This is a genomic window from Saccharopolyspora gloriosae (assembly GCF_014203325.1).
GTDB classification, from domain to species: domain Bacteria; phylum Actinomycetota; class Actinomycetes; order Mycobacteriales; family Pseudonocardiaceae; genus Saccharopolyspora_C; species Saccharopolyspora_C gloriosae.
In genome coordinates this window covers 3,588,747-3,609,857 of record NZ_JACHIV010000001.1, presented here as the reverse complement: position 1 = coordinate 3,609,857, position 21,111 = coordinate 3,588,747, and the positions used below count along the sequence as shown (strand labels likewise).

The window sequence follows — 21,111 nt, the reverse complement described above, 5'->3', positions numbered from 1 at the left end:
GCCCGATCGGTCACGACTCCGACGCGGCCTGGAGAACGGCCATCTCGCGGCAGCACCGAACCAAGCTCCAACGCGGCGAAGGGAAGCGCGTGACGAAACTGGACAGGGGGCCGTGGGCCGACAGCGGAGTGGAAACGATCCGGCCGGACGTGCACCGGATTCCACTGCCGCTGCCCAACGACGGTCTCCGGGCCGTCAACATCTACGCCCTCGAAGACGGCGACGACGTCGTCCTGATCGACGGGGGCTGGGCGATCCCGGAGTCGCGCCAGGTGCTCGAAGCCGGGTTGGCCGCGCTCGGCCACGACCTCGGCGACGTCAGCCGCATCCTGGTCACGCACGTGCACCGGGACCACTACACGCAGGCCGTCGAGCTGCGCAGGCTGGTCGGCTCGCGGGTGTACTTGGGAGCCGGGGAACGTCCAGGACTGGACATGCTGGACGAGATCCGCACGGAGGTTCCGGTCACATCCTTGGACACGCTGCGCCGGGCAGGTGCCGGCGAGCTCGCCGAGCGCGTGCTGCGGGACATGGACCGCGGCGAGTTCGATGCGAGCGTCTGGGAGAAGCCGGATCAATGGCTGGGGCCGGGCGTGGTCCGATTCGAGCGGCACGCGCTGCGCGTGATCCCGACGCCCGGCCATACCCGAGGACACGTCGTGTATCTCGATGAGAGCCGCGGCCTGCTGTACTCCGGTGATCACGTGCTTCCGCACATCACCCCGTCGATCGGCTTCGAGCTGACCACGTCCGGACGGCCGCTCGCGGACTACCTGGACTCGCTGCACCTCGTCACCGCGTTCGCCGACGCGGAGCTGCTGCCGGCGCACGGGCCCGCCGGCGGCAGTGCGCACGCGAGAGTCGCCGAACTCCTCGACCACCACGACGCGCGGCTCGACGCCACCATCGACGCGCTCGGCCGCCGCACGAGCGACGCGTCGGCGGTGGCGCGGGATCTGATGTGGACCAGGCACGCGGTCCCGTTCGCCGAGCTCAACGCCTTCAACCAGATGCTCGCGGTGAACGAGACGGCCGCGCACCTCGACGTGCTGGTCGAACGCGGACGACTCGCGGTCGAACTGGTGGAGGGAGTGCAGCGGTACGTGCGGACCGACGACGACGGCACCGGCGACTCGCGCTGAACGAACCCGGGACCGTACTCACAGGGAGGTGGGAATGCAGCTGCTCGCAGGGAAAACCGTGCTGGTGACCGGCGCGGCCCGCGGTCTCGGTGCCGCCATCGCCGACGCGTGCGTGCGGCACGGCGCGCGCGTACTGCTCACCGACGTGCTGAGCGAAGAACTGGCGCAGACCGCTGCCGGGCTGGGGAAGTCCGCGGCGTGCCACCCGCTCGACGTGGCCGATCCCGCCGCATGGGCGGAAGTCGCCGGTGTCGTGCGCCGCGATTTCGGACGGCTCGACGTCCTCGTCAACAACGCCGGACTCATCGTCGGGAAGACGCTCGCCCAGTCCAGCCACGCCGATCTCGAACGCGGCTTCCGGGTCAACGTGATGGGAACGTTCCTCGGCCTGCAGACGTTCGCCGAGCTCCACCGGGACAGCGGGGCCCGAAGCGGGTCCGTGGTCAACGTCGCTTCCACGCGCGGCTTGATCGGCGGTGCGGGTGCCACGACGTACTCCGCGACGAAGTTCGGCGTGCGCGGGCTCACCAAGTCGGCCGCGGTGGAGCTCGGACCACTGGGAATCCGGGTCAACGCCCTCTGCCCAGGGCCGATCGACAGCGGCATGAGCGTCGGTGACCCGCAGTTCGCGCAGGCGGATTGGGGCGCGTACGCGGCGAAGCTGCCGTTGGGGCGGCTCGGGCGTCCGGCGGACATCGGTGAAGCGGCGGCGTGGCTGGGTTCGGACCTGAGCGCGTTCGTCACCGGTGTGGACCTCCCGGTCGACGGAGGCCTGACGGCGACCTCGTACGGCATCGAACTGAAGGGGAGCGAGCCGTGACTCCACAGCGGATTCTCATCACCGGTGCGGGCAGCGGCATCGGACGCGCAACGGCGGAGCGCTTCGCCCGGGACGGCGCGTCCGTCGTGGTCTGCGACGTGCGTGGCGAAGCCGCAGCGGCGGTCGCCGACGCGCTAGGGGAGGCGTGCGTCGGCGTGGAGTGCGACGTGAGCGACGAGGACAGCGTCGCCCACGCGATGATGGTGGCCGCAGAGCGGTTCGGCGGGCTTGATTCGGTCGTCGCCGCGGCCGGCATCGTGATCGGCGGTCCCGCCCACGAGATGTCGTCGGAGTCCTGGCACGACCTCGTCAACGTCAACCTCACCGGAACGTTCTTCACGGCCAAGCACGGCTTGCGGCACCTGCTCGCTGCCGGTGGCGGCTCCCTCGTCACCGTCGGGTCGGTCGGATCGCTCGTCGCCGCTGGGCGCAGCGCCGCCTACGACGCGACGAAGGGCGGCGTCGTGCAGCTGACGCGCGGCATCGCGGCGGAGTACGCCGACCGCGGAATCCGGGCCAACTGCGTGTGCCCCGGTCACGTCTCGACGAACCTGACGACCAACAGCGAGGACGTCTACGGTGCCTCAGTCGTACCGGCGGGCCCGCAGCGGTGGACGACTCCGCCGCTGCACCGCGCCGGATCGCCGGAGGAGATCGCGAACGTCATCGCTTTCCTGTGCTCCCCAGGCGCATCGTTCATGACCGGCGCCGCCGTGCCCGTCGACGGCGGCTACACGGCGGTCTGACCGGAGATCACCTGCACGCCCGAGGCCGGTGACCTCAACGGGTCCCACGCGGATGTGGAAGAGGAGCCTCTGGGCATGAAGGGCTGATCAGCTGCTGACCTTGTCCAATCCCGTCCGGAGCCGGGCGAGGGTGCCCTCGACGTCGCCGAGCTTGTCGAGCCCGAACAGGCCGATGCGGAAGGTGGAGAATTCGGCCGGCTCGTCGCAGTGCAGTGGTACTCCGGCCGCGATCTGGATACCGGCTTCCTTGAAGGCGGCACCGCTGCGCAGCTGCGGGTCTTCGGTGTGGACGACCACCACGCTGGGGGCTGCGAACTCGTCGGTGGCGACCGAGGGGAGCCCGTGTTCAGCGAGGAGCTTGCGAACGCGGCTGCCGAGGTCGACCTGCGCGGCGCGGAGGTCCTCGAGTCCGCGATCGCGGGTCGCGAGCATGAGCTCCAGGTTGTGCGCGAGGGTGTCGGTCGGCATGGTCGCGTGGTACGGGGTCTGGCCCTGCGTGTACGCGTCCGCGATCGACAGCCACTTCTTCAAGTCAGCGGAGAAGCTCGTTGACGTGCCGGCCTCGACCGCCGCCCGCCCGGCCTCGCTGAGCATGACGTAGCTGGCGCAGGGGGAGCCGCTCCAGCCCTTCTGCGGGGCGCTCAGCAGAACGTCGACGCCGAGGTCGGCCATGTCGACCCAGAGCGCTCCGGAGGCGATGCAGTCCAGGACCAGCAGCCCACCGACCTCGTGGGTGGTCTCGGCGAGGCGGCGGAGGTAGTCGTCCGGCAGCAACATGCCCGCGGCGGTCTCGACGTGCGGCGCGAAGACCACCTCGGGCCGCTGCTCGCGGATGGCGGAGACGACCTCGTCGATCGGTGCCGGCCGCCACGGGGCCTGATACGACTCATCGATCGGTCGTGCCCGGCATACCGCGTGTTCCTGCGCGATCGACCCCATGTCGAGGATCTGCGACCAGCGGTAGGAGAAGAGCCCGTTGCGCACCACGAGGCAGCGGCGGCCGGTCGCGAGCTGGCGGGCGACGGCCTCCATGCCGTAGGTGCCACCTCCCGGCACCAGCGCAACGCTGTGCGCTCGGTAGGTCGTGCGCAGGACGTCGACGATGCCCTGCATCACGCCCACGAAGCGCTGGGACATGTGATTGAGCGAGTGGTCGGTGAACACCACCGAGTACTCGAGCAGTCCACCGGGATCGATGTCGTCATGAGGCAGTGCCATGCCCGTAGCCTGGCACATGCGGGGGAGTCGGCTGCGGACAGCATCGTGGGCCGAATCCTTCCCCCGCGGCATGCGACCTCGTGCCGCACCTCGTCATCGCGGGCGGCGCAGTCCGTCCAGCACGAGGGTGATCACATCGTCGGCCTCAGCTCGCCAACCGGGCCGGTCATGGGCCGCACCGATGCCGTGCAGCGCCATCATCACGGCACCGGCATCCACGTCGTCGCGAACGGTGCCGTCCCGCACCGCGGCGGCCACGAGGTCGGTGACCGCCTGCTCCAGCGCCCTGCCGCCCTCGGCGAGGGTGCCGGAGCGATCGGCCCAGAGCGTGGCCAGCGTCCGGGCCAGGCCCTCGTGGGCGGCTATGTGGTCGACCATGCCGCGTAGGAAAGCCGCCAAAGCCTCCGCCGCGGGCAGCGTGGCCTGCAGCTGGCGGGCGAGGTCGCACAGCGTGGCGACCTCGCCGTGGTAGACCGCCTCGGCCAGCGCCTCCCGAGTGGGGAAATGGCGGTACAGCGTGCCGGTGCCCACCCCGGCCATCCGAGCGAAGTCATCGAAGCGCAGGTCGAAGAAGCCTCCGGCGTCGAAGACCTCCCGGGCCGTCGCGAGCAGGGCCTCGCGCTTGCGTTGGGCGTCGGCCCGCAGTGGCTTGTCGGCGGTCATGCGTACCTCCCGTTGACAAGTGGAGACGGTCTCCATATTTTGAAAATGGAGATTGTCTCCGAATCGACCGTACCCCACGAGGTGCAGTGTGAAGATCTTGATGTTCGGCCGCGGCGTGATCGCCACCATCTACGGCTGGGCCCTGGAACGGGCTGGTCATAGCGTCGAGTTCTACGTCCGGCCGGGCCGCGCGGCGTCGTACGGAGGCGCGGTGAACCTCGACCTGATCGATATGCGACGCCGGGTGTGGGGGCAGCGCGTCGCGGAGCGGTGGCCGGTGCGCTACCGCGAAGCGCTGGAGCCGGACCACGACTTCGACCTGATCGTGCTCAGCGTGCCGCACCACCGCCTCCCGGAGGCGACGGCCTTCCTGTCCCCGCGCGTCGGCCGGGCCGCGGTGCTGATCTTCGGCAATCTCTGGACCGAGCCGCTCGCCGCGATCGGTGCACTCCCGCCCGACCAGATCGCCTGGGGCTTTCCTCAGGCCGGTGGCGGTTTCGGCGTGGACGACGTGCTCCACGGGGCTCTGCTGCGGTCGGTCGTCTTCGGCACCCTCGGCCGGCCCCCGACAGGCCGGGAACAGGTCGTGCGTCAGGCGTTTCGCGAGGCCGGGCTCCGGATCAAAGAGCGGCCCGACTTCCACGGCTGGCTGTGGGTCCATTTCGTGTCGGATGCCGGCATGTTCTCGCAGGGCCTGCGGCGGGGTTCCCTGTCCGAACTGGCCGGGGCGAGGGGCGACCTGCGCGAGGCACTGCTGGCCGGCCGCGAACTGCTGCCGCTCCTCCAGGCGCGCGACCTCGACCTGCGACGGCACCGGGGCGCTCTGCTGCCGTTCCGGGCGCCCACCTGGCTCACCGCCCCCGCGCTCGCCTGGCTGACCGCTCATGTCCCGCCCGCGCGCGTGAGCCTCACGATGCACGACGACCCCGATGCCGAGGAGCCGCGCGAGGTCTGCCGAGACGTCCTGGCCGAAGCACGACGGCTGGGCATCTCCGTACCGCGGTTGGAAGCAGCGGAACCGCACTTCGCCCGCGAGGAGACGGGTTCCTGATTTTGCCGATGTTGTCGGCGGTCCGTCGCGGTCACGCGCTCACCTCCGCTGTGGCGGCGCCGAACCACGCGGTCAGGGCCTGGCGGAGGGATCGGGTGTCGGGCCGGGCGGCGTTCGATGCCCAGGCCGTGTAGCCGTCCGGGCGCAGGAGCATCGCGGTGGTCGAGGTGTCGGCGCGACCGGTGACGATCTGCACCCGGTCCCGCCAGCCGGAAAGCGCATCGCCGAGCGAGCCGGTCGTGTCCACCAGGAGGGGGCTGGCGCCCGCGGTCAGCTCCGCCAGCCGGACGGAACCGTCGATGGTGTCGAGCCGCAGGTCCGGCGCCCACCGGCCGACCAGCGGGTGCTCGTCGCCGGTGCCCATCTCGTAGCGGACGTCCGCTCCGGACATCATGTCCGCGATGTGCTGGACGTTGCGCGGTTCCTGGAGGATTTCGCCGAACAGGTCCCGCAGCGCGGTGATCTCGTCGCCGGGGGAGAGCAGTGCGGACTGGGCGCGGGTGTGCATGACGACCCGCCGGGCCACCGTTCGCCGTTCGGTTTCGTAGCTGTCGAGCAGGCCGGTCGGCGCCCAGCCCCGCAGTTCGGCTGCGAGCTTCCAGCCGAGGTTGACGGCGTCCTGCAGCCCGAGGTTCAGCCCGGGACCGCCGATCGCCGAGTGCACGTGGGCCGCGTCGCCGACCAGCAGCACCCGGCGGTCCCGGAACCGGTCGGCCAGCCGGGTGTTGCTGCTGGTCAACCGGCGCAGCTGGTGCGGGCCGTCACCTTCGGGCGGGCCGAGCGCCAGGTCGGTGCCGAGCACCCGGCTCGCGCTCTCACGCAGGTCGTTCACCGTCATCGCCTGGTCGGCCGGTTCCGCGTTCCATTCCATTGTGGACACCAATGGTGCCTTCCCGGGGAACGGGGCGTAGGCGAGCACGCCGCGCTCGGTGCGGTGGTGGATGAACGGTGGCACCAGGCCGTACCCGGGCACGTTCAGTCCCAGGGTCGCCGGGTCCACCAGTGACGGCGGAACGGTGACGTGTGCCAGGCGGGAGACGACGCCGTCCGTGGTGGCGCCGGGGAATCCGATGCCGGAGAGCTTGCGCGTCGGGCTGTGCCCACCATCCGCGCCGACCAGGTAGCGGACGCGCAATCGGTGCGGTCCGTCCGGCCCGATGACGTCGATGGTGACGGAATCGGTGTCCTGGGCCAGCCCGACGAGCTCGTGCCCGCGACGGATCTCCGCGCCGAGTTCGACCGCGCGTTCCTCCAGCACCTGCTCGATCCGGCGTTGCGGCACGCCCAGCGCGTACATCGGGTTGTCGTCGAGGGCCTCCAGATCGAGCCGCATCGCCCCGAACGCGAACGCGGGGATCGGTTGCGGCGGAACGGTATTCCCGTTGAGGCGCTGGTAAAGACCCCGGCGATCGAGCATCCGCACCACCTGGCCGACCAGTCCGTTGGCGCGGTGTTGCGACGTCCGCTCCGGCAGACGTTCGAGCACCAGGGGCTTGATCCCGGCCAAGCTCAGCTCGCAGGCCAGCATCAGCCCGTTCGGTCCGGCGCCTGCGATGACGACATCGGTGGTCACGGATTTTTCCTTGCTGTCGTGGGGGAAACAGCGCGCCGGTCGGCCCGGCGGCACTGTGGCGTCCAGTGGAGGTCGGGATTACGGCACGGGCAACCCTGCGGCGAGTTGCCGGAGCGCGTCGCGCAGCACCGGTGCCATCGGGGTGGGTTCGGCGGCCCTCAGCCAGTGCTCGGTGGCTACCGCGATCGCAGCCCCCACTGCCCCCGCCACCAGCCGCGGATGCAGGTCGCGGGCCGGGTCGGCGCCGGTGCGCTCGGCGACGGCCGCGGCGAGCTCGGCCTCGGCCGCGGCGTTGGCCTTCATGAAATCGCCTTGCAGCGCCGGTTCCGAGACCATCAGGCGCACGCCGTCGATCCACTGCTGCTCCGGTTCGTGCTCGCCAGTGCCCTGGCCCAGCGCGAACCGGGCCAAAGCGGCGTTGGTGATGGCCGTCCACAACGGCTCGGACGCGGGCCGAGCCCGCAGCTCCACCGCGATCTGGCGCGCCCGCTCCAGGTGCCGCGCGGCGATCGCTTCGCCCTTGCCGCCGAAGTAGTTGTTGAAGGTGCGGGTGGAGACGCCGACCTCGGCGGCGATGTCCTCCACTCGCACGTTGTCGAGCCCGCGCTCCACCGCGAGCCGGATGGCCGCCCAGCTCAGAGCGAGCCGGGTTTCCTGCTTCTTGCGCTCGCGCAAGCCGATCCGCTCTGCGTCCATGCCGACGACCGTACCGACAACTTGCGCATTGCGCAAAAATGCGCGACCGGAAAGTTTCAGTCGGCTCGGCCACCAGTGCCGGTTTACCCAGGGGTACGGGCCGGCCGACGAGGTCGAGCATCCGGCGGGCCGGGGTCCGCGGCCTCAGGGCGTGGCGACGCCAACGATCCCTCCGCCGATCACGCAGAAGTCGTACATCGGTTCAGCTCTCCAGGATGGGGTGGTCTAGCAGCGACCTCGTTCCCGCCCGGTCGCAGATCGCCGCGATCTTCGCGATGAGGGTGTCGGGCAACGGGATTCCGTCCGCACGTCGCCGCTCGCGGCTGGCCCTCTCGGGGTCCCCCGCGACCTGAACCGGGGTCCCCTCTTCGGCAGGGGCGGTGGCGCGCAGCATGTCGAGAAGCTCGTCGACGTCGGCGAGGAATTCCCCGCCAGGGCGGAAGAAATCGGCGTCGAGGGCGAGGAAGAAGTGCCCGATGTCCCCGACCGCCCCGGGCCGACGGGTGGCGGCGAGGTCGGCCCCGGACAGGGCGGCGGAGAGGATCTGCACCATCACCGCGAGCCCGTACCCCTTGTGGCCTCCGTGGGTGCCCGTCCCGCCGAGCGGTGTCAGGCCACCGTTCTCGCGTTCGTGGATGTAGGTCATCGCCTCGGCGGGGTCGGTCACGGGGCCGCCGGATTCGTCGACGACCCACCCCTCGGGCATCGTCGTGCCCTGCAGGTCGTACACCTTCACCTTGTTCGAGGCGACCGTGCTCGTCGACATGTCCAGCAGGAACGGCGGGTTGGTGCGGGCGGGCGCGGCGAAGGCGATGGGGTTGGTGGTCAGCCTCGGCACCGCCCCGCCGGTGGGCACCACGCCGGCGACCTTCGCCGAGGTGGTGACCAGCCCCACCAGTCCCGCTTCGGCGGCGAGGCCGGCGTAGTAGCCGGCCGCACCGAAATGACGCGAGTTGTGCACCGACACGATCCCGACGCCAGCGACGCGAGCCTTGTCGATGGCGAGGTTCATCGCCCTGACCCCGGCCACGTGGCCGAGGCCTCCTCCGGCGTCCAGCAGCGCCATCGCGGCGTTCTCACGCTCCACACCCGGGCGGGCTTGCAGATCGAGATGCCCCTCGTCCCACAACCTCTCGTACATCATCAGCATCGAGATCCCGTGGGAGTCGATTCCCGAGAGGTCGGCGTACACCATCGCCTCCGTGGTGGTCGCGACGTGCTCGGCGGGCATTCCCCACGCCGTCAGAACACCGGCGATCTGCGCGCGGACGGTCCTCTCGCTGAACCGCTTCACTCGCTGTTCTTCCACCCGCGCACGTAGGCCAGCGCCATGGTGAGAACGCCGAAGCCCGCCGAAATCGCGAACAGGGTCGGCTGGAGTGCGTTCGCAGCACCCTCGACCAGGCCGGCGTTCACGGTGAGCAGCCCGACGATCTGGATCAGCACCACCACCGCACCCAGCGCGAGCATGGTGATCAGCGTGAGTTTGAAGCCGGCCGACAGCACGGCATCGGCTCGTCGGCGCAGCGTGCGCCGCTCGGTTTCCTCGGTCACAGGGGGCATCGGTGGGCCTCCGATCGGTTGTCGCGAGTAGTGCGGGATCCGGCCATCAGTGCGGCACCGGTAGGACACCGAGGGCGATGGCGGTCCCGATGAACAGGAACGGGACGACGTAGAAGACGATCAGCGGAACGAAGGTGCGTGCCGGGTTGACCTGCGCGAGGCTGGTCGAGATGTAGATCGCGGCGGCACCGGGCGGCGAGGCGCCCTCGGTCGAGGAGAAGACCAGGATCGAGCACGCGGCCAGCACCGGGTGCACCCCGGCGGTGACGAGCACGGCGAAAGCCACGCCGCCGACCGTGGCGACGGTGGCGGTGGAGTTCAGCGGGCCGGCCACCAAGATGATGATGACTCCGACGATCAGGGCGGCGACGATCGGAGGCGCGCCGAGCCCGTTGAGCACAGCGCCGAGTTGGTCGGACAGCCCCAGTTCGCTGAGCACGGCGCCCCCGGCGAAGGCGAACACCATGGTGGCGCCGACGTCCTTGAACCGCGGCGCCGACTCGTCCATCAGCTCCGACCAGCCGCGCCAGGTCTTGGGCAGGTTCTGCCGACCGATCACTCCGGCGACCACACCCAGCATCACCGGGATCCACACGAGGATGTCGATCGATTCGACCGCGGCCGCACCGAGCGCCGAGGTGAGAGCATCTCCGCCTGCGCCGAAGGTCAGCACGATCGGCACGGCGATCGCTACGAAGACGAACAGGGACGTCCAGCCGCGCCGGAAGCTGGATCCGAGCCCGAGGATCTCCGATGCCGGAACGCGCGGGATCTTGTACCGGCGCACGAAGTAGGCGATGCACAGCAGGCGCCACGACACGCACCAGCCCGCGGTGACGAACATCGCGACGAACAGCTGCTCGACCGAGACGAACGGCGCCACCGCCGCGGAGCCGATCAGCACGAAGAACGAGGCGCTCGGCGGGATCACAGCACCGTTGCCCGCGTTGCCCGCCACCACGGTGGCGGCGATGTGCGGCGACCAGTTCGACCGGTTCATCCACGGGATGGCGACCGAACCGATCGTGGCGGCGTTCGCCGAGCCCGAGTGCGCCACGCTGCCGAACGCCGCCGATCCGACGGTCGCGACGTAACCGGCGCCGCCTTTGACCCGCCCCAGCAGGGAGTTGAGGATGTCGATCTGCCGATCGATCACCCCGGTGCGGGTGAGGATCGACCCGATGAAGGTGAAAGCCAGCCCCGCGAAGACGATGTTCTGGCTTCCGGCCTCAGCTAATCCGACCCCCACCAGCTTTGGGAAGTCCACGGTGCCGAAGGCGCACAGGACGACGAACCCGAGGATCATCGCCTCCCCGATGCTGCGTTTCAGCACCGCGTTCCAGACCACGATCACCGCGATGTAGGCGATCAGGGCCCATACGGCCAGTCCCATCGTTCCTCCTCGTCGCCACACCGCTGTGGTGCACCCCGTCGCGCTGACAAGAGCCAGTTCTCCATAGGGTGGGAATCCGTATCGGTGTGCGAGAGTTACATGGAGCCGTGTCGCACGGCAAGACTCGCAGTGAAGTTTTGTTCCGCAGGGCGCAAGCAAGTTCCATGCAGTGAGCACATGGGCGCAAGGCGGCGTTGACATGCTTCCATTTCGTGGCAATACTGCGCACTCAGCGGTAAGGATTACCACGGAACGGGATGTCGACAGAGGGAGTCAGCATGCGGGCGGCGGTACTGGGGCTGGGCGAAGCGGGCACGCTCTACTCGGCAGGGATGGTCGAGCTGGGTTGGACCGTCACGGGGTACGACCCGGCGGTCGACGCCGCGCCGACCGGAGTTCAGCTGGCCGAAACTCCGGGCGAGGCCGTGCGCGATGCCGAGGTGGTCATGAGCCTCGTCGGCGGCGCGCGCGCCCAGGAAGCCGCTGAGTCGGTGGCCGACCACCTCGCGCCGGATGCGATCTTCGCGGACATGAACGCCGGAGACCCCGTCGTGATGAACGCCGTCGCGCAGGTCATCGGCGCGGAGCGGTTCGCCGACGTGTCGGTCATCGGTCCGGTCCCCAACCACGGAGCGCAGACCAGCGTCATCATCAGCGGCGCGGCTTCCGCCGGCGCCACCGCCGTGTTCACCTCGCTCGGCGCTCCGGCGAACGACATCGGGGGGAGTCCCGGCGACGCGTCAGCGCGCAAGCTGCTGCGCAGCACGTTCATGAAGGGCCTCGCCGCGCTGATCGTCGAGTCCTGCACCGCCGGCCGGGCCGCAGGAGCCGAAGACTGGGTCCGAGCCCAGATCGCCGTCGAGCTCGCAGGCGGGGAGGCGACCCTGGACCGCCTCTACAGCGGCACCCACAAGCACGCCGCCCGTCGCGCCGGGGAGGTCACCGCCGCAGCGGCGCTGCTCGACTCGCTCGGTTTGCGGCCCGTGATGAGCAGGGCCACCGCCGAGCTCCACGCGACCTGCGCCGACGCCGCCCTGTTGCCCGCCGGCGATCTGCTCGCGGAGTACCAGGGCCTCGCCGTCGCCAACATCGGCGACGGTCGCGAACGGATGGGCGTGCTCGACGGCGGTATTCGCCCGCTGTGGAAGGGTGCGCGGCTGGTCGGACGCGCCCGCACGGTCTGGGTGCGCAGCGGTGACAACAAGGCCATCCACGACGCGGTCCAAGTCTCCCGGCCGGGTGAGGTCATCGTGGTCAACGGAGACGGAGACGTCACCCGCGCGCTCATCGGCGAGCTCATCGCCGAACGCTTCAAGGCCCGCGGCGTCCTGGGCATGATCATCGATGGGGCGGCGCGGGACGTCGTCGAGCTCGAACGCATCGGGTTCGGGGTCTGGGCCCGCGGCGTGTCGCCCGCCGGGCCTTACAAGAACGGCCCCGGCCAGGTCGACGTGCCCGTCGCGGTCGGCGGCGTCGTCGTGCACTCCGGAGATGTGGTGGTCGCCGACGACGACGGCGTCATCACCATCCCCGCCGCCCAGGCGGCCTCCAGCCTGCTCGCCGGCCGGGCCGTGGAAGCCGACGAAGCGCGGCGCCGGGCCGCGATTCTCGCCGGCGCGTGAGGTGCAGTCCGGAGCCCCGGTCCTGCCCACGCCACCCGAGATTGTTCACCACCGTGTGGAAAGATGAGGGGGAAGGCGTCGAACAGAAGGGTGGTCGAGGTGGCTCCGGAAACGCCGAAGAACCCGGCGAGCAGCATGCGGTCCCTCGAGCGCGCCATCGACGTCCTGGAGGTGCTCGAAAGCAGCCGCCACACCCTGCGGCTCAGTGACATCGCCCGCCGCGCCGACCTCCCGGTCGCGACCACGCAACGCATCCTCAACGTCCTCGAAGCTCGTGGGCGGGTCGAACGCGACGCGACCGGGTATCGCCCCGGAGTCGGACTGATCTTCGGTGCGCACGCCTACCTCACCACCAGTCCGTTGCTGAACGCGGCGAGGCCCGTGCTGCAGGACCTCGCCGCCGAGACGGGCCTCACGGCATCCCTGTTCAAGCGGATGGGTCGGCACCGGGTCGTGCTCGCTCGCGTCGACGGTGCCCGCCCGCTGCGCTACGAACTGCCCATCGGAGAACAGCTCCCGCTCCACCTCGGCGCCGGCAAGGTCCTCGCGTCCGCCATGGACCCCGAGGAGGTCGAACGGCTCCTCGACCGGCTCGACGACCACACCCGCGCCGACGGAACGCCCATCGACCGAGACGCATTCCTCAACGACCTCAAGAGCATTCGCGACACGGGCTTCGGGCACGCGGTGGGCGAACGCGAACCCGGAATGGCGTCGGTCGCGGCGGGCCTGGCCAACGACACACCCACCACAGCCGCGATCCAGGTCGCAGGCACCCAAGAAGAGATCCCCCCCGAACGCATCGAACAGCTCGGCGTCGAGGTGCAACGGGCGGCCTTCGCCATCACCCGCCGCCTCAGCTGACCGAACACCGCTCACGCAAGATCTGGCGTGACCAGCGATTCGTCAACCCGCGCCGAAGCTGCATCACACGACCTTCCTGACGCTCAAGCTCGACGAGATGGTCGCCTGGTACGAGAAGGTCGCCGGGCTCACCCCAGTCCACTACAGCGACGGCGCGGCGTGGCTCACCAACGACGAGGCCAACCACCGGGTCGCTTTCATCGCGCATCCGGCCATCAAGAAGCCGGTGGACAAGTCGACCAGCGCCGGTCTGCACCACACCGCGTTCGAGTACACCGACTTCGACCAGTGGCTCGACAACTACCTGCGGCTCAAGGATGAGGGCATCCTGCCGTTCATGAGCCTCGACCACGGCATCACGATGTCGATGTACTACGCCGACCCGGAGGGCAACGGCGTGGAGATCCAGGTCGACGCCTTCGGCGACTGGGCGGTGTCCAAGGAGTGGATGTGGGCCTCGCGCGAGTTCGCCGAGAACCCCATCGGCTCCTTCTTCGACCCGGACAAGCTCGTCGAGGCACGCGAGCAAGGCCTCACGAAGGACGAGATCCACGCCGGCGCGCACGCCGGCAACTACGCGCCGGAAAACCCGCCCGCCGACATCCTGCTTCCCGAGGTCTACTGACCGGCCTGCTCGACGCCTTCGCTTATCGAGCGGACGGCCCGCACCCAGGACGCGAAACGGCTCGGGACGAGGTTCCCCGCGAGGCGACCGTCGCTCGTTCATGTCGCGGTCGCGCTCGACCGCCGTTCACGGGCACACCTACCGGATTCGCGTGCCCCAGCAAATCGTCGCCGACACCGCCGGCGGAGCCCCCGGGCGAAGAGGTGGACAGCACCGGGCGGCCGACGTGAATACCACTGTCGCCTGGCGGGTCATGTGGAGTGTATCTGGACGGCTGGTAACAACATGCTCGTCCGGCACGGTACCCGGAGCAGTCAGTACCGAGAGAATCTCTAGCCGAATACACGACACCAATAGTAGTGATACCAGCTGTTGATGGCCGGTTGTCACCTTTTCAGGGCGGTCGTTCCAGCATTGAGAGGTGGGGGAGATGACAGAAAAGGATTGGGAAGCGGATTCGGCATCGCCGCTCGTGCGCAGGTTGGGGAAACCCGCACGCGAGCTCGGAGTGAGCGGTAACGACGACGGTTGCCCGGACATCTGGGAGCTGGTCGGTGGTGACGTCGCGGTGATTGGCCGCGATCTCACTGAGGAGTGTGCCGGTCGGTTTCCAAGCGGGACGACAGTGGCCTCCGGCGAGCGGCTCGTGGTTCTCCCCGTGCGACTTTGCTCGCAGCGAAAGAGGATATCCCCGATGTATGATTTGCTGAACTCGGTACCCGGTGAACAGTTGCACCTGGCGGAGTATCAACCGGATTTGCAGGGTCATTTCTGGCGAATAGGCGAAGCAGGTTTGCTCGGCTCTCAGACCAAGCCCAGCAACCGAACCGGCCCGAAGGACGCACTGAAGAAGAAGCTCACCGACGCCACTACGCGGCTGCACCGCCTGCAAGCCGCCATCGAAGCGGGAGCCGATCCGGTGGCGCTCGTCGACGCGATCAACACGGCACAAGCCGAGCGAGCCGCCGCACAGGCAGAGCTGGACGGCACACCCGAAGCACGGAACCTGAAAGGCGGAGAGGTCTACGCCATGATCGATTCGCTCGGCGACGTGGGGACTGCCCTGGCGGATGGCAGGCCGGAGACCCTGAACAAGATCTACGACAGCCTGCAACTCCGCCTCAAATACGAACCACACGCGCGAGTCGTAGAAGCTACGATCTCACCACGTGTGGTTAGCATGCGTGTCCGAGGGGGGAGTCGAACCAAAGGCCCAGCCTCTCGTGGTTACTGGCAGGATTGGTGTGCTCAGGCTCTGATCAGGCTTTTCGCTTCTCGTGGGCCGATGCTTACGTGACGGACCGCAGGGCATGCACACGAGCTACGTGGCCGTCATCTAATTCTCAAATACCACACCCCTCGCAACACGCGGCAAAACCCCATCTCAATACAACCCGCGTCGTCCGCACGTCTACGGTCCGGTCGAAGTCCGAAGACATGGAACGCCGCGGCTTCCTGGAAGCGGGCGGTGAGGCTGCGCCGGATGTGCGCGCGCATGAGATCGCGTGCTCCAGGTGCACCGATCTAGTCCGATCCGTCGGTAGCGGTCGGACTTGTCCCAGACGTCGTCGAGAAAGGCCGGAGAAGCATGCCAGCGGCGAATCGTTCCTCATTGTTCAGGGGCCAGCCCGAACCTCCTGTAAAGGTTCTTTAATGTTACGAATGCGCGGTTGATTCGTTGTGTGTTTCCGGGGAACACCTTCTTCCAGTGCTGGAACAGCGCTCGGGCGCGCTCGAGCTCGGGGACCACAGCGAACAGGAGCTGGGCGAAGCCGACCGCCTCATCGCTCGTCGGATCTGCTGCACTCCGGGCACTGAGTTCGAGCAACGCGTGCAGCGATTCCGCACGCTTGTTCTGGTCTTGGAACAGCCGACCGAACAGCTTGGCCACCAGCCGCGTATCCGGGTCGCCGAACGAACCGCCGGCACGAATCGAGCGCAGGTAGCTGGTGCCGTGCATGAGTCCGAGAACCGCTTGCGCACAGTCGAGCCCGATGGCCCGCAGGTTCGCGCCCTGCTCCATGGAATCCGTGTCGATGGCTCGTACCCCGGTCCACTGCACCAAGGTTTGTAGCACCTTCGTGCGATTTGCAGGCTCGTCGAGCAGGGAGATGATCGCTGCGTTCACCGCAGAGTTGAGGTTGGCGTTGGTCCGCGCGATCTTCTCCAGCTCGCGAAGCGCTGTATCGGGCTGACGCCGTCCGTACTCGGTCGCGTAGACCGAAGCGGCAGTCCACTTGCGATGAAAGTCCCGGTCACCGTCGCACCATTCCAGCAGCGTCGGCTCGACGACGTGCTTGGTGCGGTCGTCCCGCGCGAGCCGGCCCACGAGTTCGGCCGCCAGTTCGTTGGCGTGCCGGGACTGCTTGGCAGCCAAGGCGCCGATGTGTGCGAGCGGTTCACTGTGGGGGACGTTGACCAGCACGTCGTGGAGCGCTTTCGCGCAGTACCACTGGAATCCCAGCTTTGCCTGCTTCGCCATCCAGTCCACGAGAACGGGGCGGAAGAGGTCGTACTCACTCCACGCCCGGCGGAATGCCTCTCGGGCCCAGTCAGAGCGGCGGAAATGCACGGCTTCCCTTGGGAATCCACTTCCGTCCGTGTCCTGGTGCGGAGTGACCGCGGCGTTGAGTCGGAAGAGGATCACCGTTTTGCTGAATTCGAAGATCTTGCGGGACTCGACGTCCTTACCGCTGTCCCGCTTGTAGATCATGTTCTCGAGGTCCTCGGCCAACTGTACGACGTCGTCGTACTCCCGGCCCTCGAACACCGCGATGGCCACGAGCATCGCGTATTCGATCGGGCTGCGCTTATCTACCTCCAGGAACCATCGGGCCACAGACGTACGAAGGTCCGACGAAGCGTCCGCGATAGCCTGCTCCTTGTCCCGGTCACCCCGATGCACCTCCCAAGCGCGGATGGCGACGAACTCGGCGTCGTTCGGCGCCGATGTGCTGGTGAGTTGTTCGCGGAATTCCGCGTCCAAGACCTTCTCGGCGGTATCCGCCGCCAGCCCGTGTTGGGAACGCAGCACGGACAAGGCCACTTGCACCGGGTCTGGCTTCCCCAGCCGCTCGGTGTACTTGCGCAGGTCGACCTCCACGCGGTGATCGACGATCACCACGACGAAGCTGTGCTGCTTCAAGGCCCAGGTCGCCACCCGGTCAACGGAAGCGGGGGTGATCTGCTCGTGCCACTCGCGGTCCAGACCCTGCCAGATGTAGCCACCCCCCGGTTCCAGGTCTGAGTCGGCAAGGCTGTCGAACGACCGGCGTTCGCTGAGGCACGAGATGGAAGCGACCGCGCATTTGGTGAGCAATCGGACGCTTGCCAGTGAGCGGCCGGTCCCGGTGTTGCGGAGGAACAGCACGCGGCTGCGTTCCAGCGTCGCCTGGGCTTCTTCGAAACCCGGGCATGGCACGAAGTGATCGCGGGCACGGGCGATCTCGGTCTCGGAGACCTGGCGGTCCTTGAGGGGCGGCTGCTTGGACTCCGCATACCAGTTGAAGATGTTGTAATCCCCGTTGAAATTCTCCGATTGGACACCGCTGTTGTGCTCGGCCGTGTTGCTCGTCGAACCACCTGGGCTGCCCGGATTCTGGGACCGGGCGGTTTCTCCGGTCTCGCTCGTCGCGGTCAACGCCGATCTTCACCCTGGTTGAAGCGCCCGTTGAAGGTCCCGGCCTGGACCCCAGCGTTCCTGCCGCCGACGTAATTACTCACGTTGGTGGTCGGATTCGTCGTGAAGCTGTTCCCGTCGCCGGTGACCAGATTTCCGTCGACAGTGCCCTGGTTACTGATCGATCGCTGACCGGGTGCATGGCCGAGGCCCGAGATCGGCGTCTGCGGCGCCTCCGGTGTCGGCTCACCGTCGATGGGGATGTTTTCTAGCTGTGTCGGGTGCACTCCGGTGATGCGGACCCACGCATCCTCGTTGAACTCGTTGTGCACAATGGGCAACGAGGCGAACTCGCCCCGCCGGAGCACCCGCGTGTAGTCACCCCCGAATACGGTCTTATACGCGCTGTTCGAGACGATCAGCGCTGTCGTCAGCGCATCGTTGGTGATGTGTTCCCGACAGTGCCGGATGACTCGCTTGAACACCTCCGCGCCCAACAGCCTGTTGAGATCGATGTTCGGTCGGTGGAAGCCTCGTTCCAGTGGCAACGGCCCAAGGTGCACCGCGATCCGCAACCGCACCTCGGGTTTCGTGGACCTGTTGCGCGTGTCCAGGAGCTCGTCGAGCATGCTGACCATGTCGATCAACGCCGGCAGGAATCCGCTCGGGTACGCGCGCAGGAATCCGTCACCGGTGAACTGCTCGTCCTGGGCTGAATCACGGTTGAGGCCGACCGCCCGCAGGGCGGCGTGTACCGGTTCCCGGACGAGATCCGGGACCTGGCCGAGGTGTTCTGGATGGCTGCCCCCCGACTCGATCATGTCCACAGCTAGTAAGGCCCGATGCTCGGGCATCGGGGCTGGTTCTGAGCTTTCGGTCAAGGTTTCGGCTCCGTTCGGTTCGTCGCGTCGGACGGAACGGAGTTTCATCGGACGTGCACGGCCGTGTCTCCCTTGCCCTAGGGAAATCCACGTAGTGGTCCGTTCACTACCCGTGTTCGCGGTCTCCGCTATCGACGTGCTCGCGCAAGCGCACGACTGAAGGCAACACATACTTCCGCCAGTGCGTGCGCACCAGTCCGCGCCCGGTGAACTCCTTGAGCACAGCGTCGACCGTGGTCTCACCAGCACCGATGCACTGCGACAGGTCCTTCCGACTGAGTCCGCTGATCACGACACCCTCGGCGGTCTCGATGCCGAGCGTTTCGGACCATGCGAGAAGTTGGCGCGCCACCCGGGTTGCCACGTTTTGGAAGGCGAAGGTCACCTGGCGGTGATCTGCCTTGCGGAGGCGATGGCGGAGGATGCCGCACAGCGCCACGAACACCGCAGGGTTCCGGTCGAGATAATTCAGGAACAGACGTCCCGAGATCCGCGTCGCCGCGCCTCGCGTGTGCGCCACCACGGTGGCGCTGCGGCGGGCACCGTCCAGCACCCCCTGGTCGCCCATCAACTCGCCCGGTCCGTAGATCCCCGCGGCGAGTTCCCTGCCCTGCCCAGGCAGCAGTACTTTGACGAGCCCCTCCTCGATTAGGAGAACGTGGTCGCTCGCCGCGTTGAAGGGGAGCAGGGTGTCGTTGCGGGCGAACCTGGTCAGGGTGCCGAGCTCGCGGAGCTGCGCGCACACCTGCTTCCCCGCCTGGTTAATGAAGGTACCGCGCGCCAACGCGAATCCGGCGTGATCGTCCCGGTTCTCCGACGCGGGCCGGACTTCGCCATCATCCAACACGGACCCCCAAACATCAGTCTTCGACTGCTGCAGACGACCGGCGGGCCGATCGGTCACTCGATGTGGATCGTGGGCACGCGCTTGGAACAGTGCCACCAAGCTCGCTTCGCACCACGCCACGTCGATTCGCCTCGTCGTACGGCTGTTGCACGATGCGATAGTGCAACATGATCGACTCATTCATCCAGAATCGGGTCGATAATCCACACGATCATCGCATCGACTCGATGTCGGACTGCCTGCTGAACCGCGCAGTATCAGTGTGTTGAGTGCGTCGGCGATGGCGAGGAGTTGGCGGGTGTCGGCGATGGGATCTGTGGAGCTTGGTGGGGCGATGATACTGGGGGCGCGGGATGGCGGCTCAGGTTTGGTGCTGCGTTGAAGTGCGGCGTGGATCAGCCGAGCCTGTTCGCCCGCGGTGTGTGCGGTCTCTGCGGGTTCCGGAAGGTAGGGGCTGAGGCAGACGAGGCCGTCGCGGATTTCGACGATGCGGCGGTAGGTGCGTAGGCGCATGGTGCGCAGGTGCCAGCGTTCGTGGGCGGGGGACACCTTGGGGAAAAGCGCGATGGTGGGGAAGCGGTCGGTGAGGGCTGACCAGAGTGGGCGGAGTCGGCGGTAGGTGCGCCGGGCTTCGAACCACAGGCGGGTTTTGATCAGGGCGGTTCGTGCTCCGGGGTAGCCGATTCCGAGGAAGAACGTGGTGATGCCGATGGCGAGGATCGGGGTGGTCCAGGTCGCGGTGCCGGGGATCGGGTCGATTCCGAGGAAGAGGCGGCTGGCGGTGGAGATCGCTCGGGGCAGGTGCGTTCCGATGAGGTTGATCAGCAGGCCTGTGGCGGCGATGTGGAGGCTGAGGCGTGCGCGTGAGCGGGTGTGCCCGGCGGTGGTTTTGGCGAGGCGTGCGCCGCGGGCGCAGGCGTAGGCGAGGTAGAGGTTGCCTGCTAGGTAGAAGGCGAGCATGTCGGGTGCGGCGGCTTCTTCGTAGCCGGTGCGGTCGTCGGGCTCGGTGCGGGCGAAGGTCGCGGTGAGTACGGCGGAGGTCAGCAGGGCGAGCCCGATTTCGCGGTAGCCGCGGCGGGCGGCGAGCTGCGGGGAGACGCTGCCGTGCAGCAGCACGATCAGTAGGGCGAAGAAGACGGTCAGCAGGGTGTTCTGCGCGAGTTTCGGGAAACCTGCCGGAAGTGCTGCGGCGAAGGCTGGTAGGTGGCCGGCCAGTTGGGCGGTCAGCGCGAGCACGACGAGGATCGTGCAGATCGTGACCGCGTGCAGGCCCTTGTCGCGGGGTGCCCGTGCGATCTGGGAGAGCTTCCACAGCGCCGCGATCGCTGCGGCTGCCCACATCAGCAGGTTCGGTACCAGCATCAGAGCCAGCCCTGGTGGTCGTCGAAGGCGCGGCCGATCCGAGTGGAGGCGTCGCTGGTGCGGTCCGGTGGTGCTTCCAGCCGGTGCAGGAGTTCGGCCCATTCTTTGATGACGGTGGCGACCATCTCGGCTTCGTGTTCGGCGGCGGGGGCGTATCCGTCGCGGCGCAGTGCGCGGCGCACGATTTCGGGCGGGATGTCGGGGAAGAGTTGGGTCCAGATGTCGTCGTCGGCCTCGTTGGAAGCGTGACCGCTGATGAGGTGGCCGACCTCGTGCAAGATGATGTGTTCCTGGTGCCCCGTCGTGGTGTCGCGCTGGTAGAGGATCCAGTCCGTGTCCGCGGTGGCGATCCACAGTCCGAACGCACCGGGCGCGGGAAGCGGCCACGGCACGAGCCGGATCGGCCGGTTGCGGCGCTGTCCGAGT

Annotated in this window: 20 protein-coding genes; 8 read left to right on the top strand and 12 right to left on the bottom strand. The window is 68.1% G+C overall.

From position 1 onward, the window contains the following. Positions 1-89 precede the first annotated feature (89 nt). Genes BJ969_RS15985 through BJ969_RS15975 form a run of 3 tightly spaced genes read left to right on the top strand, consistent with a single transcriptional unit; the run spans position 90 to position 2,708 of the window. The gene (locus BJ969_RS15985) at positions 90-1,142 is read left to right on the top strand and encodes an MBL fold metallo-hydrolase (protein WP_184479702.1); all 1,053 of its coding nucleotides are present in this window, start codon (positions 90-92) and stop codon (positions 1,140-1,142) included. A 34-nt stretch (positions 1,143-1,176) separates the two neighbouring features. Continuing rightward, entirely contained in the window at positions 1,177-1,962 is a 786-nt protein-coding gene (locus BJ969_RS15980) for an SDR family NAD(P)-dependent oxidoreductase (protein WP_184479701.1), read from the top strand. Then, the gene (locus BJ969_RS15975; RefSeq protein WP_184479700.1) at positions 1,959-2,708 is read left to right on the top strand and encodes an SDR family oxidoreductase; all 750 of its coding nucleotides are present in this window, start codon (positions 1,959-1,961) and stop codon (positions 2,706-2,708) included. The genes BJ969_RS15980 and BJ969_RS15975 overlap by 4 nt, the downstream gene beginning before the upstream one ends. A gap of 87 nt (positions 2,709-2,795) precedes the next feature. Here the strand turns inward: BJ969_RS15975 and BJ969_RS15970 are convergent, their stop codons facing one another. Then, a complete protein-coding gene (locus BJ969_RS15970) occupies positions 2,796-3,926 on the bottom strand; it encodes a pyridoxal-phosphate-dependent aminotransferase family protein (protein WP_184479699.1) in 1,131 nt (376 codons plus the stop codon). 93 nt (positions 3,927-4,019) lie between these two features. Further along, entirely contained in the window at positions 4,020-4,589 is a 570-nt protein-coding gene (locus BJ969_RS15965) for a TetR/AcrR family transcriptional regulator (protein WP_184479698.1), read from the bottom strand. A gap of 88 nt (positions 4,590-4,677) precedes the next feature. Between BJ969_RS15965 and BJ969_RS15960 the strand changes: the two genes are divergently transcribed. Then, the gene (locus tag BJ969_RS15960; RefSeq protein ID WP_184479697.1) at positions 4,678-5,640 is read left to right on the top strand and encodes a 2-dehydropantoate 2-reductase N-terminal domain-containing protein; all 963 of its coding nucleotides are present in this window, start codon (positions 4,678-4,680) and stop codon (positions 5,638-5,640) included. A 31-nt stretch (positions 5,641-5,671) separates the two neighbouring features. Here the strand turns inward: BJ969_RS15960 and BJ969_RS15955 are convergent, their stop codons facing one another. The 5 genes from BJ969_RS15955 to BJ969_RS15935 form a co-directional block, all read right to left on the bottom strand. Beyond that, complete coding sequence (locus tag BJ969_RS15955; RefSeq protein WP_184479696.1) at positions 5,672-7,213, bottom strand: FAD-dependent monooxygenase; 1,542 nt, start codon at positions 7,211-7,213, stop codon at positions 5,672-5,674. 78 nt (positions 7,214-7,291) lie between these two features. Next, entirely contained in the window at positions 7,292-7,909 is a 618-nt protein-coding gene (locus BJ969_RS15950; protein WP_184479695.1) for a TetR/AcrR family transcriptional regulator, read from the bottom strand. Positions 7,910-8,111: 202 nt separating this feature from the next. Then, positions 8,112-9,203 carry an Ldh family oxidoreductase gene (locus BJ969_RS15945; RefSeq protein WP_221315840.1) on the bottom strand — a complete coding sequence of 364 codons (1,092 nt, stop codon included), beginning with the start codon at positions 9,201-9,203 and terminating at the stop codon, positions 8,112-8,114. After that, positions 9,200-9,463, bottom strand: coding sequence for a hypothetical protein (locus tag BJ969_RS15940; protein WP_184479694.1), 264 nt, complete (start codon positions 9,461-9,463; stop codon positions 9,200-9,202). The genes BJ969_RS15945 and BJ969_RS15940 overlap by 4 nt, the downstream gene beginning before the upstream one ends. A 55-nt stretch (positions 9,464-9,518) precedes the next feature. Then, on the bottom strand, positions 9,519-10,865 hold the full coding sequence (locus BJ969_RS15935) for a TRAP transporter large permease subunit (RefSeq protein WP_184479693.1): 1,347 nt from the start codon (positions 10,863-10,865) through the stop codon (positions 9,519-9,521). A gap of 278 nt (positions 10,866-11,143) precedes the next feature. On the opposite strand from BJ969_RS15935, the gene BJ969_RS15930 reads away from it, so the two are divergent. From BJ969_RS15930 to BJ969_RS15910, 4 genes are all read left to right on the top strand, one after another. Then, entirely contained in the window at positions 11,144-12,487 is a 1,344-nt protein-coding gene (locus BJ969_RS15930; protein WP_184479692.1) for an RraA family protein, read from the top strand. Between the two features lie 99 nt (positions 12,488-12,586). Continuing rightward, positions 12,587-13,351, top strand: a complete 765-nt coding sequence (locus tag BJ969_RS15925; RefSeq protein ID WP_184479691.1) for an IclR family transcriptional regulator domain-containing protein — start codon at positions 12,587-12,589, stop codon at positions 13,349-13,351. Positions 13,352-13,388: 37 nt separating this feature from the next. After that, positions 13,389-13,976 carry a VOC family protein gene (locus BJ969_RS15920; protein ID WP_343071713.1) on the top strand — a complete coding sequence of 196 codons (588 nt, stop codon included), beginning with the start codon at positions 13,389-13,391 and terminating at the stop codon, positions 13,974-13,976. 430 nt (positions 13,977-14,406) lie between these two features. After that, the gene (locus BJ969_RS15910; protein ID WP_246456880.1) at positions 14,407-15,273 is read left to right on the top strand and encodes a hypothetical protein; all 867 of its coding nucleotides are present in this window, start codon (positions 14,407-14,409) and stop codon (positions 15,271-15,273) included. 312 nt (positions 15,274-15,585) lie between these two features. On the opposite strand, the gene BJ969_RS15905 is transcribed toward BJ969_RS15910, so the two are convergent. The 5 genes from BJ969_RS15905 to BJ969_RS15885 form a co-directional block, all read right to left on the bottom strand. After that, on the bottom strand, positions 15,586-17,616 hold the full coding sequence (locus BJ969_RS15905) for a hypothetical protein (protein ID WP_184479688.1): 2,031 nt from the start codon (positions 17,614-17,616) through the stop codon (positions 15,586-15,588). After that, positions 17,613-18,416: a hypothetical protein gene (locus tag BJ969_RS15900; protein WP_221315839.1), complete on the bottom strand. Its 804-nt coding sequence runs from the start codon at positions 18,414-18,416 to the stop codon at positions 17,613-17,615. The genes BJ969_RS15905 and BJ969_RS15900 overlap by 4 nt, the downstream gene beginning before the upstream one ends. A gap of 166 nt (positions 18,417-18,582) precedes the next feature. After that, complete coding sequence (locus BJ969_RS15895) at positions 18,583-19,380, bottom strand: cyclic nucleotide-binding domain-containing protein (RefSeq protein ID WP_184479686.1); 798 nt, start codon at positions 19,378-19,380, stop codon at positions 18,583-18,585. Between the two features lie 123 nt (positions 19,381-19,503). Next, positions 19,504-20,685 (bottom strand): MAB_1171c family putative transporter, encoded by a 1,182-nt coding sequence (locus BJ969_RS15890; RefSeq protein ID WP_184479685.1) that lies wholly within the window; start codon positions 20,683-20,685, stop codon positions 19,504-19,506. Then, positions 20,685-21,077, bottom strand: coding sequence for a hypothetical protein (locus BJ969_RS15885; RefSeq protein ID WP_343071434.1), 393 nt, complete (start codon positions 21,075-21,077; stop codon positions 20,685-20,687). The genes BJ969_RS15890 and BJ969_RS15885 overlap by 1 nt, the downstream gene beginning before the upstream one ends. Positions 21,078-21,111: the final 34 nt, after the last annotated feature.

Coding starts and splice junctions, on each gene's coding strand:
- BJ969_RS15950 (WP_184479695.1), bottom strand. CDS start 7,909: ATGGACGCAGAGCGGATCGGCTTGCGCGAGCGCAAGAAGCAGGAAACC.
- BJ969_RS15890 (WP_184479685.1), bottom strand. CDS start 20,685: ATGCTGGTACCGAACCTGCTGATGTGGGCAGCCGCAGCGATCGCGGCG.
- BJ969_RS15900 (WP_221315839.1), bottom strand. CDS start 18,416: ATGATCGAGTCGGGGGGCAGCCATCCAGAACACCTCGGCCAGGTCCCG.
- BJ969_RS15970 (WP_184479699.1), bottom strand. CDS start 3,926: ATGGCACTGCCTCATGACGACATCGATCCCGGTGGACTGCTCGAGTAC.
- BJ969_RS15930 (WP_184479692.1), top strand. CDS start 11,144: ATGCGGGCGGCGGTACTGGGGCTGGGCGAAGCGGGCACGCTCTACTCG.
- BJ969_RS15980 (WP_184479701.1), top strand. CDS start 1,177: ATGCAGCTGCTCGCAGGGAAAACCGTGCTGGTGACCGGCGCGGCCCGC.
- BJ969_RS15935 (WP_184479693.1), bottom strand. CDS start 10,865: ATGGGACTGGCCGTATGGGCCCTGATCGCCTACATCGCGGTGATCGTG.
- BJ969_RS15910 (WP_246456880.1), top strand. CDS start 14,407: ATGACAGAAAAGGATTGGGAAGCGGATTCGGCATCGCCGCTCGTGCGC.
- BJ969_RS15965 (WP_184479698.1), bottom strand. CDS start 4,589: ATGACCGCCGACAAGCCACTGCGGGCCGACGCCCAACGCAAGCGCGAG.